Annotated in this window: 13 protein-coding genes; 11 read left to right on the top strand and 2 right to left on the bottom strand. The window is 69.3% G+C overall.

What is annotated here, in order from left to right; translation table 11 throughout:
* The first annotated feature begins 114 nt into the window (after positions 1–114).
* The 10 genes from ACRSCF_RS09290 to ACRSCF_RS09245 all read left to right on the top strand — a co-directional run bounded on the left by ACRSCF_RS09290 (position 115) and on the right by ACRSCF_RS09245 (position 11,724).
* Positions 115–1,152, top strand: a complete 1,038-nt coding sequence (locus ACRSCF_RS09290) for a branched-chain amino acid ABC transporter permease (RefSeq protein WP_244387941.1) — start codon at positions 115–117, stop codon at positions 1,150–1,152.
* A 29-nt stretch (positions 1,153–1,181) separates the two neighbouring features.
* Positions 1,182–2,036: an enoyl-CoA hydratase-related protein gene (locus ACRSCF_RS09285; protein ID WP_244387940.1), complete on the top strand. Its 855-nt coding sequence runs from the start codon at positions 1,182–1,184 to the stop codon at positions 2,034–2,036.
* A gap of 143 nt (positions 2,037–2,179) precedes the next feature.
* Positions 2,180–3,400 carry an ABC transporter substrate-binding protein gene (locus ACRSCF_RS09280; RefSeq protein ID WP_244387939.1) on the top strand — a complete coding sequence of 407 codons (1,221 nt, stop codon included), beginning with the start codon at positions 2,180–2,182 and terminating at the stop codon, positions 3,398–3,400.
* A gap of 35 nt (positions 3,401–3,435) precedes the next feature.
* Complete coding sequence (locus ACRSCF_RS09275; protein WP_047218397.1) at positions 3,436–5,091, top strand: long-chain-fatty-acid--CoA ligase; 1,656 nt, start codon at positions 3,436–3,438, stop codon at positions 5,089–5,091.
* A 12-nt stretch (positions 5,092–5,103) separates the two neighbouring features.
* Positions 5,104–6,186, top strand: coding sequence for a CaiB/BaiF CoA transferase family protein (locus ACRSCF_RS09270; protein ID WP_012206624.1), 1,083 nt, complete (start codon positions 5,104–5,106; stop codon positions 6,184–6,186).
* A gap of 9 nt (positions 6,187–6,195) precedes the next feature.
* Positions 6,196–7,758 (top strand): long-chain-fatty-acid--CoA ligase, encoded by a 1,563-nt coding sequence (locus ACRSCF_RS09265; RefSeq protein WP_034363617.1) that lies wholly within the window; start codon positions 6,196–6,198, stop codon positions 7,756–7,758.
* 23 nt (positions 7,759–7,781) lie between these two features.
* Positions 7,782–8,930: an acyl-CoA dehydrogenase family protein gene (locus tag ACRSCF_RS09260; protein ID WP_046986420.1), complete on the top strand. Its 1,149-nt coding sequence runs from the start codon at positions 7,782–7,784 to the stop codon at positions 8,928–8,930.
* Positions 8,931–9,007: 77 nt separating this feature from the next.
* On the top strand, positions 9,008–9,898 hold the full coding sequence (locus ACRSCF_RS09255) for an SDR family oxidoreductase (protein ID WP_034363614.1): 891 nt from the start codon (positions 9,008–9,010) through the stop codon (positions 9,896–9,898).
* Positions 9,899–9,915: 17 nt separating this feature from the next.
* Positions 9,916–10,728 (top strand): crotonase/enoyl-CoA hydratase family protein, encoded by an 813-nt coding sequence (locus tag ACRSCF_RS09250; protein WP_034363612.1) that lies wholly within the window; start codon positions 9,916–9,918, stop codon positions 10,726–10,728.
* 258 nt (positions 10,729–10,986) lie between these two features.
* Positions 10,987–11,724 carry a 3'-5' exonuclease gene (locus tag ACRSCF_RS09245; RefSeq protein WP_034363609.1) on the top strand — a complete coding sequence of 246 codons (738 nt, stop codon included), beginning with the start codon at positions 10,987–10,989 and terminating at the stop codon, positions 11,722–11,724.
* Here the strand turns inward: ACRSCF_RS09245 and ACRSCF_RS09240 are convergent.
* Positions 11,721–12,779: a GGDEF domain-containing protein gene (locus tag ACRSCF_RS09240; protein WP_227472559.1), complete on the bottom strand. Its 1,059-nt coding sequence runs from the start codon at positions 12,777–12,779 to the stop codon at positions 11,721–11,723. The two genes, ACRSCF_RS09245 and ACRSCF_RS09240, sit on opposite strands and share 4 nt — an antisense overlap.
* 434 nt (positions 12,780–13,213) lie before the next feature.
* On the opposite strand from ACRSCF_RS09240, the gene ACRSCF_RS09235 reads away from it, so the two are divergent.
* Entirely contained in the window at positions 13,214–14,503 is a 1,290-nt protein-coding gene (locus tag ACRSCF_RS09235) for an O-acetylhomoserine aminocarboxypropyltransferase/cysteine synthase family protein (RefSeq protein WP_016449204.1), read from the top strand.
* A gap of 7 nt (positions 14,504–14,510) precedes the next feature.
* Here ACRSCF_RS09235 and ACRSCF_RS09230 read toward each other — a convergent pair whose 3' ends face one another.
* A complete protein-coding gene (locus tag ACRSCF_RS09230; protein ID WP_432675593.1) occupies positions 14,511–15,575 on the bottom strand; it encodes a hypothetical protein in 1,065 nt (354 codons plus the stop codon).
* Positions 15,576–15,634 lie beyond the last annotated feature (59 nt).

Below are 15,634 nucleotides of genomic sequence, written 5' to 3'. Positions count from 1 at the left end.
GCGGCTACGCCGCTTCCCGTTGCACGGCGCCCCCTCTCTCGCTACGCGGGAGGGGGACGACACCCTCGCTTTTGGGCCACGCCAGTTTTGTGCCAAACGCCCTGGAGAACAATGATGTCCACACGATCCGCCTCCTCGTCTGACGCGCTGGTCGCCTCCACCAGCGCGCGCCGCCCCCTGCCCCTGGGCACGGTACTGATCGCGGCGCTGGCGCTGGCGGCCTGCTCGCTGGTCTTCGTGGCCAAGGGCTACCAGTTGTTCCAGGCCACCATGGTGCTGGCCTATGCCGTGGCCCTGGTGGGGCTGAACATTCTCACGGGCTACAGCGGCCAGATCTCGCTGGGCCATGGCGCCTTCTTCGCCATAGGCGCCTATGCGGCCGGCATCCTGATGGACCGCGCAGGCCTGGCCTACTGGCTGGCCGTGCCTGCAGCGGGCCTGGTGAGCCTGGCGGCGGGCTACCTGTTCGGGCGGCCCGCGCTCAGGCTGGAAGGGCTGTACCTGGCGCTGGCCACCTTTGCGCTGGGCGTGGCCATGCCCCAACTGCTCAAGTACCGCCACCTGGAGGCCTGGACCGGCGGCGTGGGCGGCATCGTGCTGACCAAGCCCGAGGCGCCCTGGGGCCTGCCGCTGGATGCCGACCAGTGGTTCTACCTCTATGCATTGGCCGTGGCGGCCCTGCTGTTCTGGATGGCGCGCAACCTCATAGACAGCGGCAGCGGCCTGGCGCTGCGCGCCATCCGCGACCATGCCATGGCGGCCGAGGCCATGGGCGTGGACAACGCGCACTGCAAGTCCATGGCCTTTGCGATTTCGGCCGGCTACACAGGCGTGGGCGGCGCGCTGTCGGCCATTGCCGTGCAGTTCGTGGCGCCCGACTCCTTCACCATGTTCCTGTCCATTTCGCTGCTGGTGGGCGTGGTGGTGGGCGGCGTGGGAACGCTGTGGGGCGCGCTGTTCGGCGCCCTGTTCATCATGTTCATCCCGGGGCTGGCCGAGCAGGTGTCCAAGGCCGCGCCCTGGGCCGTCTACGGCACCGTGCTCATCGTCTTCATGTTCGCCATGCCCGGCGGCGTGATGGGCCTGCTGCACCGACTGGGCCGACCGGGCCGGCCGGGCCGGCGCCTGCCCCGGCAGCGGCCGCGTGCCTGACTTTCCATCCCCACCCACAGGAGTCCCCCATGAATTCCAGTCCGGCCGTCCGCATGGAACGCCACGGCAACAACGGCGACAACGGCAACAACGGCGAGATCGCCCTCATCGTCCTCCAGGACAGCGCCCGCATGAATCCGCTGGGCAGGCCCTTGCAGTTGCGGCTGCGCGAACTGCTGGCCGAGGTGCGCGAGGACACATCCCTCCGCGCCCTGGTGCTCACCGCCGAGGGCCGGGGCTTTTGCGTGGGCGCGGACCTGTCGTCCATGGGCGGGGCACAGGGCGGGGCCCAGGCCGATGGCCGCACGCTGGGCGCGCAGACGGCCGACAACATGCACCAGCTGTCCAACCGCCTCATCCTGGACCTGCAGCAGTTGCCCGTGCCCGTGGTCTGCGCCATCAACGGCGCGGCAGCCGGGGCAGGCGTGGGCCTGGCCCTGGCCGGCGACGTGGCGCTGGCGGCGCGCTCGGCCTACTTCTACCTGCCTTTCCTGCCGCGCCTGGGCATCGTGCCGGACCTGGGCACCACCTGGTTCATCGAGCGCCGGCTGGGCCGTGCGCGCGCCCTGGGCCTGTCCCTGCTGGGCGACAGGCTGGGCGCGCAGCAGGCTGCCGACTGGGGCCTGGTCTGGGCCTGCGTGGACGACGAGGCCCTGCGCGAGCAGGCCCTGGCCACGGCCGCCCGCCTGGCGCGGCTGCCGGCCGGTGCCGTGCTGGAAGCCCGCCGCGCGCTGGACCACGCAGCCGCTTCCACGCTGGAGCAGCAGCTTCACTACGAGGCCGAACGCCAGCGCGACCTGGTGGGCGCGCCGGCCTTCATGGAAGGCGTGCAGGCCTTCATGCAAAAGCGCGAGCCCGTGTTCGCGCCCCGCCAGCCGGGCTGAGCGCCACACCTTCCCGACGCACCTTGCTGCGCCCGCACATGCATTCGTCGGAATCGACGATGGGCGCGCGCCGGGCCGGTTCCTACCATGGACCGGCCACCACAAGAAAAGCGGGCACGGCGCCCGCAAGCCAGGAGACCACCATGCGCAACCCCTTCGCCCGCGGCCCCCGGGCCCTGATCGCCTGCCTGGCGCTGGCCCTGCCGGCCATCACCCAGGCGCCAGCCCAGGCCCAGACCCAGACCCAGAAGAAGTACGACACCGGCGCCAGCGACACCGAGATCCGCATCGGCAACTTCGTGCCCTACTCAGGTCCCGTGTCGGCCTATGGAACCATAGGCAAGACCCATGCGGCCTACTTCGCCAAGATCAACGCCGAGGGCGGCATCAACGGCCGCAAGATCACCTACCTCTCGGCCGACGACGCCTACAACCCCGCCCAGAGCGTGGAGCAGACGCGCAAGCTGGTCGAGCGCGACGGCGTGCTGCTGATGTTCGGCGCGCTGGGCACCTCGCACAACCAGGCCGTGCATCGCTACATGAACCAGCGCAAGGTGCCCCAGCTGTTCGTCTCCACGGGCGCCACGCGCTGGGGCGATCCGAAGAACTTCCCCTGGACCATGGGCTGGCAGCCCACCTACCAGCTCGAAGGCCGCACCTTCGCCCAGCACATCCTGGCCACGCGGCCCCAGGCCAAGGTGGCCGTCCTGATGCAGAACGACGACTTCGGCAAGGACTACCTCAAGGGCGTGCTCGACGGCTTCGGCGAGCAGGCCAAGCAGCGCATCGTCGTGCAGCAGACCTACGAGGTCGGCGACCCCACGGTGGACAGCCAGATGGTGGCGCTCAAGGGCTCGGGGGCGGACACCTTCATCAACATCAGCACGCCCAAGTTCGCGGCCCAGTCCATACGCAAGGCCGCCGACATCGGCTGGAAGCCTGCGCACTACCTGGTCAGCGTCTCGCTGTCCATCAGCTCGGTGCTCAAGCCCGCGGGCCTGGACAACGCGCGCGGCGTGATGACGGCCGGCTACCTGCGCGAGCCCTCGGACCCCACCAACCAGGGCACGCCCGAGCTGGCCGGCTACCTGGCCTTCATGCAGAAGTACTACCCGGCCGGCGACCCCAACGATTCGCTCAACGTCATCGGCTACTCCCAGGCCCAGACCCTGGTGCAGGTGCTCAGGCAGGCAGGCGACGAGCTCACGCGCGCCAACATCATGAAGCAGGCCGCCAGCCTGAAGATGGACCTGCCCATGCTCTACCCGGGCATCAGCCTGCAGACCGGTGCGGACGATTTCTTCCCCATCAAGAAGATGCAGCTCGTGCGCTTCGACGGCAGCCGCTACGCGCCCGTGCAATGACCCCGGCCTTCAGGACAACGACAGGAGACACCCCCATGCCCGCCTTGCAAGGACTGATGCAGGACCGCCCGCTCATGATCTCGTCGCTGATCGAGCATGCGGCGCGCTTTCATCCGCACACCGAGATCGTCTCGCGCCTGCCTGAAACCCGGGACGGTGGCCTGCACCGCACCGACTGGGCCGGCATGCGCCGCGCCTCCTGCCAGGTGGCCAACGCCCTGCAGTCGCTGGGCGTGCAGCCTGGCGAACGCGTGGGCACGCTGGCCTGGAACAGCTGGCGCCACCTGGCGCTGTACTTCGGCGTCTCGGGCAGCGGCGCGGTGCTGCACACCATCAACCCGCGCCTGTTTCCCGAGCAGATCGAATACATCGCCAACCATGCCGAGGACCGGGTGCTGTTCTTCGACGTGACCTTCGCGCCGCTGGTGGAAAAGCTCGCACCGCATCTGAAGACCGTCACCACCTATGTCTGCATGAGTTCGCGCGAGCACATGCCCGCGCTGGACCTTCCCGGCCTGCACTGCTGGGACGAGCTGGTAGGCAACCAGAGCGAGGACTTCGAGTGGCCCGAGTTCGACGAGCGCACGGCCTCCTCGCTGTGCTACACCTCGGGCACCACGGGCCACCCCAAGGGCGTGCTGTACTCGCACCGCTCCACCGTGCTGCACACGCTGATGGAGCTGGCGCCCGACACCTTCGGCCTGAACGCGCGCGAGACCGTGATGCTCATCGTGCCCATGTTCCATGCCAATGCCTGGGGCACGCCCTATGCGGCGGCCATGGCCGGCGCACGGCTGGTGCTGCCCGGCCCGCACCTGGACGGCCAGAGCGTCTACGAGCTCATGCGCGACGAGAAGGTCACCTTCTCGCAGGGCGTGCCCACCGTGTGGCTGATGCTGTTCCAGTACCTGGATGCGCATCCTGACATCGACCCGCGCGCGCTGGGCGTCAAGAGCATAGGCATCGGCGGCGCGGCCGTGCCGCGCGCCATGCTGGAGCGCTTCGAGAACCAGTTCGGCGCCCAGGTCGTGCAGGGCTGGGGCATGACCGAGACCAGCCCCATCGGCGTGGTCAGCAAGCTGCTGCCCCGGCACGACGCGCTGTCGGGCGAGGAACTGGTCAAGGTCAAGCTCAAGCAGGGACGCGGCGTCTGGGGCGTGGACCTCAAGATCGTGGACGACGACGGCCGGCCCCAGCCCTGGGACGGCCAGGCCCGGGGACACCTGCGCGTGCGCGGCCCCTGGATCGCCAGCGGCTACTTCAAGGGCGAAGGCGGCTCGCCCGTCGATGAGGAAGGCTTCTTCACCACGGGTGACGTGGCCACCATCGATGCCGACGGCTTCCTGCAGTTGGTGGACCGCGCCAAGGACGTGATCAAGTCGGGCGGCGAGTGGATTTCCTCCATCGACGTGGAGAACGCCGCCATGGGCCATCCCGGCGTGGCCGAGGCCGCCATCATCGGCGTGGCCCATCCCAAGTGGCAGGAGCGGCCGCTGCTGCTGGTGGTGCCGCGCGCAGGCCACAGCGTCAGCCGCGAGTCCATGCTCGACTTCCTGTCCACGCGCATCGCCAAATGGTGGCTGCCCGACGATGTGCTGCAGGTGGCCGAGCTGCCGCACACGGCCACGGGAAAACTGCTAAAGACCAAGCTGCGCGAGCAGTACAAGAACCATCCACTGCCCACGGCCTGAAAGGAGACCTCCATGCCAGGACCGCTTGAAGGCGTGCGCGTTGTCGAGTTCGCGGGCCTGGGCCCGGGGCCGTTCTGCGCCATGCTGCTGGCCGACATGGGTGCCGAGGTGCTGCGCATCGCGCGGCCCGGCACGCCGGTCGATGCGCAGGACATCACCACGCGCAGCCGCAGCCAGGTCGAGATCGACCTGCGCGGCGAGGAAGGCCAGGCCTCGGCCCTGGCGCTGATCGCACGCGCCGATCTGCTGATCGAGGGCTTTCGGCCCGGCGTGATGGAGCGCCTGGGCCTGGGGCCCGAGCCCTGCCTGGCGCGCAACCCGCGCCTGGTCTACGGCCGCATGACCGGCTGGGGCCAGCACGGGCCGCTGGCGCATGCGGCGGGGCATGACATCAACTACATCGCCATCTCCGGCGCGCTGCACGCCATCGGCCGCGCGGGCGAGGCGCCCGTGCCGCCGCTCAACTACGTGGGCGACTTCGGCGGCGGCGGCATGCTGCTGGCCGTGGGCCTGCTGGCCGCACTGCACGAGGCCGGGCGCAGCGGCCGGGGCCAGGTCATCGACGCGGCCATGACCGATGGCACGGCCCTGCTGTCGGCCTTCATGTACGGCTTCAAGGCCAAGGGCCAGTGGAGCAACCAGCGCGGAGAGAACCTGCTGGACGGCGGCGCGCACTTCTATGACACCTATGCCTGCGCCGACGGCAAATACATCGCCATAGGCGCCATCGAGCCGCAGTTCTACGCCGAGCTGCGCCAGCGCTGCGGCATACAGGACCCGCTGTTCGACGCGCAACTGGACGCCGCACGCTGGCCCCTGCTCAAGCTGCGTCTGGCCGATGTGTTCCGCACGCGCACGCGCCAGCAATGGTGCGAGCTGCTGGAAGGCAGCGATGCCTGCTTCGCCCCCGTGCTCGACTGGGACGAGGCGCCCCAGCATGCCCACAACCGCGCGCGCGCCACGTTCACCGAGGCCGGCGGCGTACTCCAGCCCGCGCCGGCGCCGCGCTTTTCGCGCAGCGTGCCCGAGCAGCCCCGCCCCCCGCGCGCCGCCAGCCTGCAGGACACGCTGGCCGCCTGGAATGCCCGCTCCTGAGGAAACCCCATGCCCATGTATCTCACCCAGGCCATCCACAAGGGCCGCCGCGAAAGGGCCGGCGCCACGGCAGCCATCTGCGGCGCAGAGCAGGCCAGCTGGTCGCAGCTTGCGCAGCGCATCGAACGCTGCGCCGGCCTGCTGCGGGCGCTGGACGTGGCGCCCGGCGACCGCGTCGGCATGATGGGCCTGAACTCCATCCGCTACCTTGAATACTTCTATGGCTGCTGGTGGGCAGGCGCCGCGGTCAACCCCGTCAACATCCGCTGGAGCGCGCACGAGGTGGCCTACTCGCTGGACGATTGCGACACGCGCGTGCTCTTCGTGGACGATGCCTTCGCGCCCCTGGTGCCCCGGCTGCGCGAGCTGTCCTCCAGCCTGCGCACCGTGGTGTTCTGCGGCACGGGCGCCGCGCCCGAAGGCGCGCTGCACTACGAGCAATTGCTGGCCGCCGCCACGCCCTGCGCCGACGCGCTGCGCAGCGGCACCGACCTGGCCGCCGTGATGTATACGGGCGGCACCACGGGCCGGCCCAAGGGGGTGATGCTCAGCCACGACAACCTGTTCATCAACGCCCTGTCCAATGCCAGCAACGTGCCGCGCCAGCATGTGAAGGTGGGCATGGTGGTCACTCCCATGTTCCATGTGGCCGGCTGCGGCCTGGCCCTGCTCATGGCCCAGCGCCTGGTGCCCCAGGTCATCGTGCCGGCCTTCGACGAGCTGGCCATCCTGAACGGAGTGCAGCAGCACGGCGTGAACGAGCTGTTCCTGGTGCCCACCATGATCCGCCGGCTGATCGAGCATCCGCGCATGGCCGAATTCGACCTGTCCAGCCTGCGCCTCATGCTCTATGGCGCAGCCCCCATAGACGCCAGCCTGCTGGAGCGCGCCATGCAGGCGCTGCCCGGCGCCGACTTCGCCCAGGCCTACGGCATGACCGAGCTGTCGCCCACCATCGTGTCCATGGGCCCGGCCGAGCACCGCCCCGGCCCGCAGCGCGAGCGCCTGCTGCGCGCGGCCGGCCGGCCCGTGACCATTGCCGAGGTGCGCATCGTCGATGGCGAGGGCCGCGAGCTGCCTGCCGGCGAGGTGGGCGAGATCACGGCACGCGGCCCCATGGTCATGCAGGGCTACTGGAACAGGCCCGCCGAGACGGCCGCGGCGCTCAAGGACGGCTGGATGCACACGGGCGACATGGGCCGGCTGGATGCCGACGGCTACCTCTTCGTCGTGGACCGGCTCAAGGACATGATCGTCAGCGGCGGCGAGAACGTGTACTCGGCCGAGGTCGAGAACGCCATCGCCCAGCTGCCCCAGGTCGCCATGTGCGCCGTCATCGGCGTGCCCGACGAACGCTGGGGCGAGCGCGTGCACGCCGTGATCGTCGCGCGCGAGGGCCAGCCGCTGACCGAGGCCGAGGTCATCGCCCACTGCCGCGAACGCATCGCGGGCTACAAGTGCCCGCGCTCGGTGGAGTTCCGCAGCGAGCTGCCGCTGTCGGCCGCGGGCAAGCTGCAGAAATTCCAGCTGCGCGAGCCCTACTGGCAGGGCCGCGAACGCCGCATCAACTGAACCTCAATCCACCGATCCAAGCCATGCCACTGCAACTGACACGCTCCTGGAGCACCCCCGAACTGGAAAGCCTGCGCGCCACCGCCGTGCGCTTTCTGGAAACCGAAATGCAGCCGCAGGACGAGGCCGCACGCCAGCGCGGCAACGTGGGCCATGCCATCTGGCGCCGCGCCGGCGAGCTGGGCCTGCTGTGCACCGACATCCCCGAGGACTACGGCGGCGGCGGCGGCGACTTCCGCCACGAGGCCGTGATCCACGAGGAGATGGCGCGCCGCGCCCTCTCGGGCATGAGCAACTCCGTGCATTCCATCGTGGCCCACTACCTGCTCAACCACGGCACCGAGGCGCAAAAGCGCAAGTACCTGCCCGCCATGGCGCGCGGCGAACTGGTGGGCGCCATCGCCATGACCGAGCCCGGCGCGGGCTCGGACCTGCAGGGCGTGCGCACACGCGCAGAACTCAGGGACGGCCGCTACCGCATCAACGGCAGCAAGACCTTCATCACCAACGGACTGCTGGCCGGCCTGATCCTCGTGGTCTGCAAGACCGACCCGGCCCAGGGCGCGCGCGGCACCTCCATCCTCATCGTGGAGACCCGGGACTGCGCGGGCTTTCGCGTGGGCCGCGTGCTCGACAAGATGGGCATGAAGGCCCAGGACACCTCGGAGCTGTTCTTCGACGACGTGACCGTGCCGCAGGACGCGCTGCTGGGCGGGCGCGAAGGCCAGGGCTTCTACCAGCTCATGGGCGACCTGCCCTACGAGCGGCTGATCATCGGCCTGGCCGCCCTGGCCTGCATGGAAGGCGCCTATGAGGCCACGCTGGCCTACGTGCGCGAGCGCCGCGCCTTCGGCCAGGCCATTGCCGACATGCAGAACACCCGGTTCAAGCTCGCCGAGGTGGCCACCACGCTGACCGTGGGCCGCGCCTTCATCGACCGCTGCGTGGAGCAGCTGGTGGCCGGCACGCTGGACACGGCCACGGCCTCCATGGCCAAGCTGTGGGGCTCGGAAGCGCAGGGCCGCGTGCTCGACGAACTCGTGCAACTGCATGGTGGCTACGGCTACATGAACGAATACATGGTCACGCGCATGTACGCCGATGCGCGCGTGCAGCGCATCTACGGCGGCACCAGCGAAATCATGAAGGAAGTGATCGCTCGCGCGCTCTGACGCTCCGATCCCCTGGCGGTGCCAAGCGCTGCCGCAGTCCCCCTATCCCTTCCCCGGCAGCACAGGAGACAGCAGCCATGACCCTCGACGACCTCATCTACAAGCCCGGCCTGCTCCAGGGCGAACGCATCCTCGTCACCGGCGGCGGCACCGGCCTGGGCCGGGTCATGGCCGAGGCGTTTCTCATGCTGGGCGCCGACATCCACCTGTGCGGCCGGCGCGGCGCCGTGGTCGAGCAGACAGCGCAGGAGCTGATGCAGCAGCACGGCGGCCGGGCCACGGGCCATGCCTGCGACGTGCGCCAGCCCGAGGCCGTGGAGCAGATGATCGAGGCCATCTGGGCCGACGGCGGCGCGCTCACGGGCCTGGTCAACAACGCGGCCGGCAACTTCGTGAGCCGCACCGAGGACCTGTCCATGCGCGCCTTCGACGCCGTGGCCAACATCGTCATGCGCGGCAGCTTCAACCTCACGCTGGAGTGCGGCCGCCGCTGGCTGGCCGAGGGCCGCAAGGCCAGCGTGCTGTCCATCCTCACCACCTGGGTCTGGAACGGCTCGGCCTTCACCGTGCCCTCGGCCATGGCCAAGTCGGGCGTGCATGCCATGACGCAGTCGCTGGCCGTGGAATGGGGCAACCGGGGCATACGCTTCAACGCCATCGCGCCGGGCCTGTTTCCCACCGAAGGCATGAGCGCGCGGCTGAACCCGCAGGGCGGCGAGCATGTGCGCGCCGACAACCCCATGGGCCGCAACGGCCGCATGCCCGAGCTGGCCAACCTGGCCGTCTTCCTCATGAGCCGCCAGGCCGAGTACCTGACGGGACAGACCATCGCCATAGACGGCGGACAATACCAGGCGACGGGCGGCAACTTCGCCGGGCTGGCCAGCTGGAGCGACCAGGACTGGGCGAATGCGCGCAGCGCCATCGAATCGCGCAACGCAGCCGACCGCCAGCAAAGAACCGCATAGACACAAGGAGACAAGCCATGAGCCAAGAACGCGTGCGCATATCGGTGGACCACGGCGTGGCCGAGGTGACCCTGGCCCGGCCCGACAAGATGAATGCGCTGGACCCCGCCATGTTCGACGCCCTGATCGACGCATTGGCGCGGCTGCGGGACACGTCCGGGTTGCGCGCCGTGGTGCTGCATGGCGAGGGGCGCGCCTTCTGCGCGGGCCTGGACATGGGCAGCATGGCCGGCATTGCCGACGGCCAGCAGACGGCAGACATGACGGACCTGGCCGCGCGCACGCACGGCATTGCCAACCGCTTCCAACAGATCTGCTGGGGCTGGCGCGAACTGCCCGTGCCCGTGATCGCCGCCGTGCACGGCGTGGCCTACGGCGGCGGCCTGCAGCTGGCGCTGGGCGCGGACATCCGCCTGGTGGCCGAGGATGCGCGGCTGTCCATCATGGAAATCAAGTGGGGACTGTTGCCCGACATGGCCGGCTGCGCGCTGGCCGCGCCGCTGGTGCGCGGCGACGTGCTGCGCGAGCTGGTCTACACGGGCCGCATCGTGCCCGGCCCCGAGGCCGTGGCCCTGGGCCTGGCCACGCGCGTGAGTTCCGCGCCGCTGGAGGAAGCGCGCCACCTGGCCCGCCAGATCGCGGCCAGCAGCCCGCACGCCATGCGCGCGTCCAAGCGCCTGATGCAGCTCAGCGAAACGGCATCGCCCCAGGACATCCTGCTGGCCGAGGCGCGCGAGCAGCAGGCCCTGCTGGGCAGTGCCAACCAGGCCGAAGCCGTGCGCGCAGGCCTGGAAAAACGGGCCCCGGTGTTCAGCGACCAAGGCCTTTAGACACCTCTTGAAACAACCACCGGACCCTGCCCACGGGTCCGCCGCGGCCATCCGTAATTACCCTTAATCGACGCCCTTTCGCCACTGCGCTGATTTTTTAGGCATTCCGTGGAAAGCCTTGCGGGGCGCGGATTCGGCAAGTTACACCCGGAGTTTTCCACAACTCCGTCCACATGCATCGGGGATAAAAACCCGGGGCCGAAGGGACATGCAGGAGCAGGCATACTTGACGGCTCGCCTCGGCCTCCCCCCTTTCCCATGCCCCGCCTGCACGCCCCCAGCAAGGAAGACAGCCGCCTGCTGCCGCCTTTTTCCGCCCTGCCGGAACGCTGCATCCACGTGCCCGCCACCGACGCCGAATTCGCGGCCGCCCGCGCCGCGCTGATGGCCGCGCCCGTGCTCGGCTTCGATACCGAGAGCAAGCCTCTTTTCCACGCCAGCCAGACCGACACCGGCCCCCATGTGGTGCAGTTGGCCACCTGCGACCAGGCCTGGCTGCTGCAGTTGCACCATGCGCAGGCACGCGCGCTTGCGGCCGACGTGATGGCCAGCGAGGCCATCTGCAAGGCCGGCTTCGGGCTGGACCATGACCGCAGCGCGCTGCCCGCGCGCCTGGGCGTGGCGCTGAACAACGTGATCGACCTGGACCGCGTGTTCAAGCGCCATGGCTACGCCAGCTCGGTAGGCGTGCGCGCGGCCGTGGCCCTGGTGCTGGGGCAGAACTTCCAAAAGTCCAAGAAGATCTCCACCTCCAACTGGGCTGCACCGCAACTGAGCCTGGCCCAGCGCCACTACGCGGCCAACGACGCCCACGGCGCCGCCATGGTGCATGCCGCGCTGCCGGGCTGGGAGCTGCGCCAGCCGGCAGCGGCCCAGCGGCCTTCCAGGCCTGCGCTTGAACCGCGCGGGCCGCGCGAGTCCAGCGCCCCGCAGACACCGCGTCCGCCCCGCACCGCTCGCCTGCTGCAGGCTGCGGTCGCGCCGGCCAAGTCCTAGAGCGTTTCCTCTTCCTTCACCAGCCGCACCCGGTCCCGGCCTGCGCGCTTGGCCTCGTAGAGCATGGCGTCGGCACGCGCGAGCGCCTGCTCCAGCGTCTGGCCCGGCGCCATCCAGGCCACGCCGAAGCTGGCGGTGATGCGCACCTCGTCGGGCAGTCCGCTGAAGCCCATCAGGCGCAGCTGGGTCTGTATGCGCCGGGTGATCGACTGCACGGCCAGAGGGTCCGCACGCGGCAGCAAGGCCACGAACTCTTCCCCGCCAAAGCGGGCCACCAGGTCCTGCTGGCGCGTGCTGCGCAGCAGCAGTCGCGCAAAGCGCTGCAGCACTTCGTCCCCGGCCGCGTGGCCCCAGCCGTCGTTGACCCGCTTGAAATGGTCCAGATCACAGACCAGCACGGCGGCTGAAAGCTGAGGGTGCTCGGCCCGCCGGCGCTGCACCTCCTCCTTGAAGGCGCGCCGGTTCAGAAGCCCTGTCAGCGGATCGCGGTCGCGCTCCTCATGCAGCTCCTGCACGGTGTCGCGCACCGCCGCCGCCAGGAACACAATGGCGAACAGCAGGCCGAACACCAGCAGGCTCAGCTGCTTCGCCAGGCACGCGGAAGAAACGCCCAGCCATTCACTGGCCGCGTCGGCCGGTGGCGAGGCGCCAGGCGGTGTCAGCCACAGCGCACGAACGAAAAAGCTCAGCGCAAAGACCACGAACACCCCCAGCAGCAGCCGGTCCCAGTCCGTACCGGGATGCCTGCGCGGCAAACGCCACAGCGGCAGGGCCAGTTGCAGTCCCAGGCCGAAATTGAGCACATGCTGGCGCGCCTGCGCATCGGGAACGACCCAGGCGTAGTAGCCCAGCACCGCCAACACTGCACTGCCAAAGACAGCCGCCAGCGGCGCATCCGGTCGCACGCCCTGGCGCATGGCCATGGCCTCGGTGATGAACCAGGCCGCACACAGCTGCAGCGCGGCCGTGGCCAGCGCATTGACGGGCACGGCCGCAGGCCGCTCCAGGACCTGCAGCAGCAGCGCCAGGCTGAATCCGGTGAAGGCGAGGGACATGCTGCGCAATTCGCGCCGGGCACGCAGATGCCGCCAGCAGACATAGAAACAGCCGGCCAGCAGCGAGGTGCACAAGGGCACCGCCAGCGCCAGAAAATGTCTTGCTGTCAACGTCACCATCAACTCCCGAATGGAGTCTAGCGATCAGGTCACGTTACAACACGTTGTTAACAAAAATACACATTCACTCACGATCCTGGCAAAGCCAGGCCGGACATATCTGCGCACGGCAGAGGAGCAACCGGTCTGCGGCGTATATGTTCGTAACCAACGCATCGTTGGGCACCGGAGGCCGGCACGCCACAATGCCAACCGTCCTCCGCTTGTAAAACCTCAGGACTTACGCAAACAGGATGCGGGAACGCGCTGCTGCCCATGGCAAATGGCCCGCCCTGCCCTTCTTGCGTAAGCCGTCACCAGAAAGGCAATCTTCCATGCGCATCGAAACCCTGGCCGTCCACGCCGGCTACTCGCCCGACCCCACCACCAAGTCGGCCGCCGTGCCCATCTACCAGACCGTGGCCTATGCCTTCGACAGTGCCCAGCATGGCGCCGACCTGTTCGACCTCAAGGTGGCCGGCAACATCTACACGCGCATCATGAACCCCACCACCGACGTGCTGGAAAAGCGCGTCGCGGCGCTGGAAGGCGGCATTGCCGCCGTGGCCGTGGCCTCGGGCATGGCCGCCATCACCTATGCCATCCAGGCCATCGCGGAGGCTGGCGACAACATCGTCTCGGCCAGCACGCTCTACGGCGGCACCTACAACCTGTTCGCCCACACCTTCCCGCAGCAGGGCATCACGGTGCGCTTTGCCGATCCGCGCGACCCGGCCAGCTTCGCCCAGCACATCGACGAAAAGACCAAGGCCATCTTCATCGAGTCCATCGGCAACCCGCTGGGCAATGTCACCGACATCCGCGCCCTGGCCGACGTGGCCCACGCCCATGGCGTGCCGCTGATCGTGGACAACACCGTGCCCAGCCCCTACCTGCTGCGCCCCATCGAGCATGGCGCCGACATCGTCGTGCACTCGCTGACCAAGTACCTGGGCGGCCACGGCAACAGCGTGGGCGGCGCCGTCGTGGACAGCGGCAAGTTCCCCTGGGCCGAGCACAAGGCCCGCTTCAAGCGCCTGAACGAGCCCGATGTCAGCTACCACGGCGTGGTCTACACCGAGGCCCTGGGCGAGGCCGCCTACATCGGCCGCGTGCGCGTGGTGCCGCTGCGCAATACCGGCGCCGCACTGTCGCCGCACAACGCCTTCCTCATCCTGCAGGGCATAGAGACGCTGGCCCTGCGCATGGACCGCATCTGCGAGAACACCCAGAAGATCGCCGAGACGCTGCAAAGGCATCCCAAGATCGAATGGGTGCGCTACGCCGGCCTGCAGGACCATCCCGACCACGCCCTGGTGAAGAAGCAGCTGGGCGGCCGCGCCTCGGGCATCCTGTCGTTCAGCCTCAGGAACGGCAGCGGCGACAGCGACACCCGCGCCGCCGGTGCGCGCTTCCTGGATGCGCTGCAGCTGTTCACGCGCCTGGTCAACATCGGCGACGCCAAGTCCCTGGCCACGCACCCCGCATCGACCACGCACCGCCAGCTCGACGCCGAGGAACTGGCCAAGGCCGGCGTCACCGAAGGCATGGTGCGCCTGTCCGTGGGCATCGAGCACATCAGCGACCTGCTGGCCGACCTGGAGCAGGCGCTGGACAAGGTCTGAGACGCCCTCAGCGCCTGCGCGAGCGCTCGCGCAGTTCCTGCGAGGAATAGAAGATCAGCGGGTCCGGCGTGCGCTGCGGATTGGCGCAGGGCTCGATGGCATGGCCGCGCGGCGGGGCGCAGCGGGCCAGGTCACGCAGCTGGGCCTGGGTTCGTTCGGCATGGCGCGCGGCGGTCTCTCCTTCGGAGGGGCGGCTGCCGGGCACGATCAGGCGCAGCTCCATCTTGCGGATGGCCGGCTCCACGGCGTAGGTGCCCTGGAACTGCAGCACCACGCGGCGCTCGGGCAGGTCCACCGTGGCCAGCACGGCACGCATGGGCACGGGAATCATCGCTCCCGACTGGTAGCGCACCAGCACGAAGGGCGCAAAGGGCTTGGGCAGCTTCAGCGCCAGCGTCTGGCCCTTGCCGTTTCCATTGCCGTTACGCGCATCGGCACGCACGCGCAGCTGTCCGCCATCGGGCAGATAGCGGTCCAGCCGCCAGCCAGTGGCCACGCGCTGCGCGCCCACACAGGGCGCGTAGTAGTACTCGGTGGGGTCGGCATCCTTGCCTGTGTACAGCATCTGGGCGCCTTCATGCTCGGTCAGCGTCTTGATGGCCGCATCGGCGCCATCCGCCTGGGCGCCGACCAGCGTGCCGCCGCGCACGAACACGCCCGTATACGGGAACCAGGTGGTGCGCTGGTTGGCCACGGCGCCATAGGGCTTGCATTCGGTGGACATGCTCTGGTCCTGCATGTCGGCATGCGGGGCCACGGGCTCGCCGCCCTGGCCGCCGCCCTGGTCGACCAGGGTCAGGCGGCCATCGGCCTCGATGGTGAAGGTGGCCTTGGCCACCATGGAGTAGTAGCGGCCGGCTGCGTCTTCGCCGATCAGCAGCAGGCTGGGCAGGGGCGTGAGGTTGGCCACCTCGGGCTCGGCGCGCGGCGTGTCGGCCGGGGCCTGGGCAGGCACCTGGGGCCGGGGCTGCTCCTGTGGCTGGCTGGGCGCCGGAGCCTGGGGCGGCGCAGTGGCGCAGCCGGCAAGGACCAGGGACAGCGGCATGGCAAGAACAAGCGAACGCAACAACATGGAACTCCCTCGGATCATTGAGGCCGACGATGCTACTGCATGCACCGGCGGGCGGCGCA

It is taken from the genome of Delftia sp. 11MD, assembly GCF_050907895.1.
Lineage (GTDB): Bacteria > Pseudomonadota > Gammaproteobacteria > Burkholderiales > Burkholderiaceae_C > Comamonas > Comamonas tsuruhatensis.
This window is presented reverse-complemented; position numbering and strand designations above follow the sequence as displayed.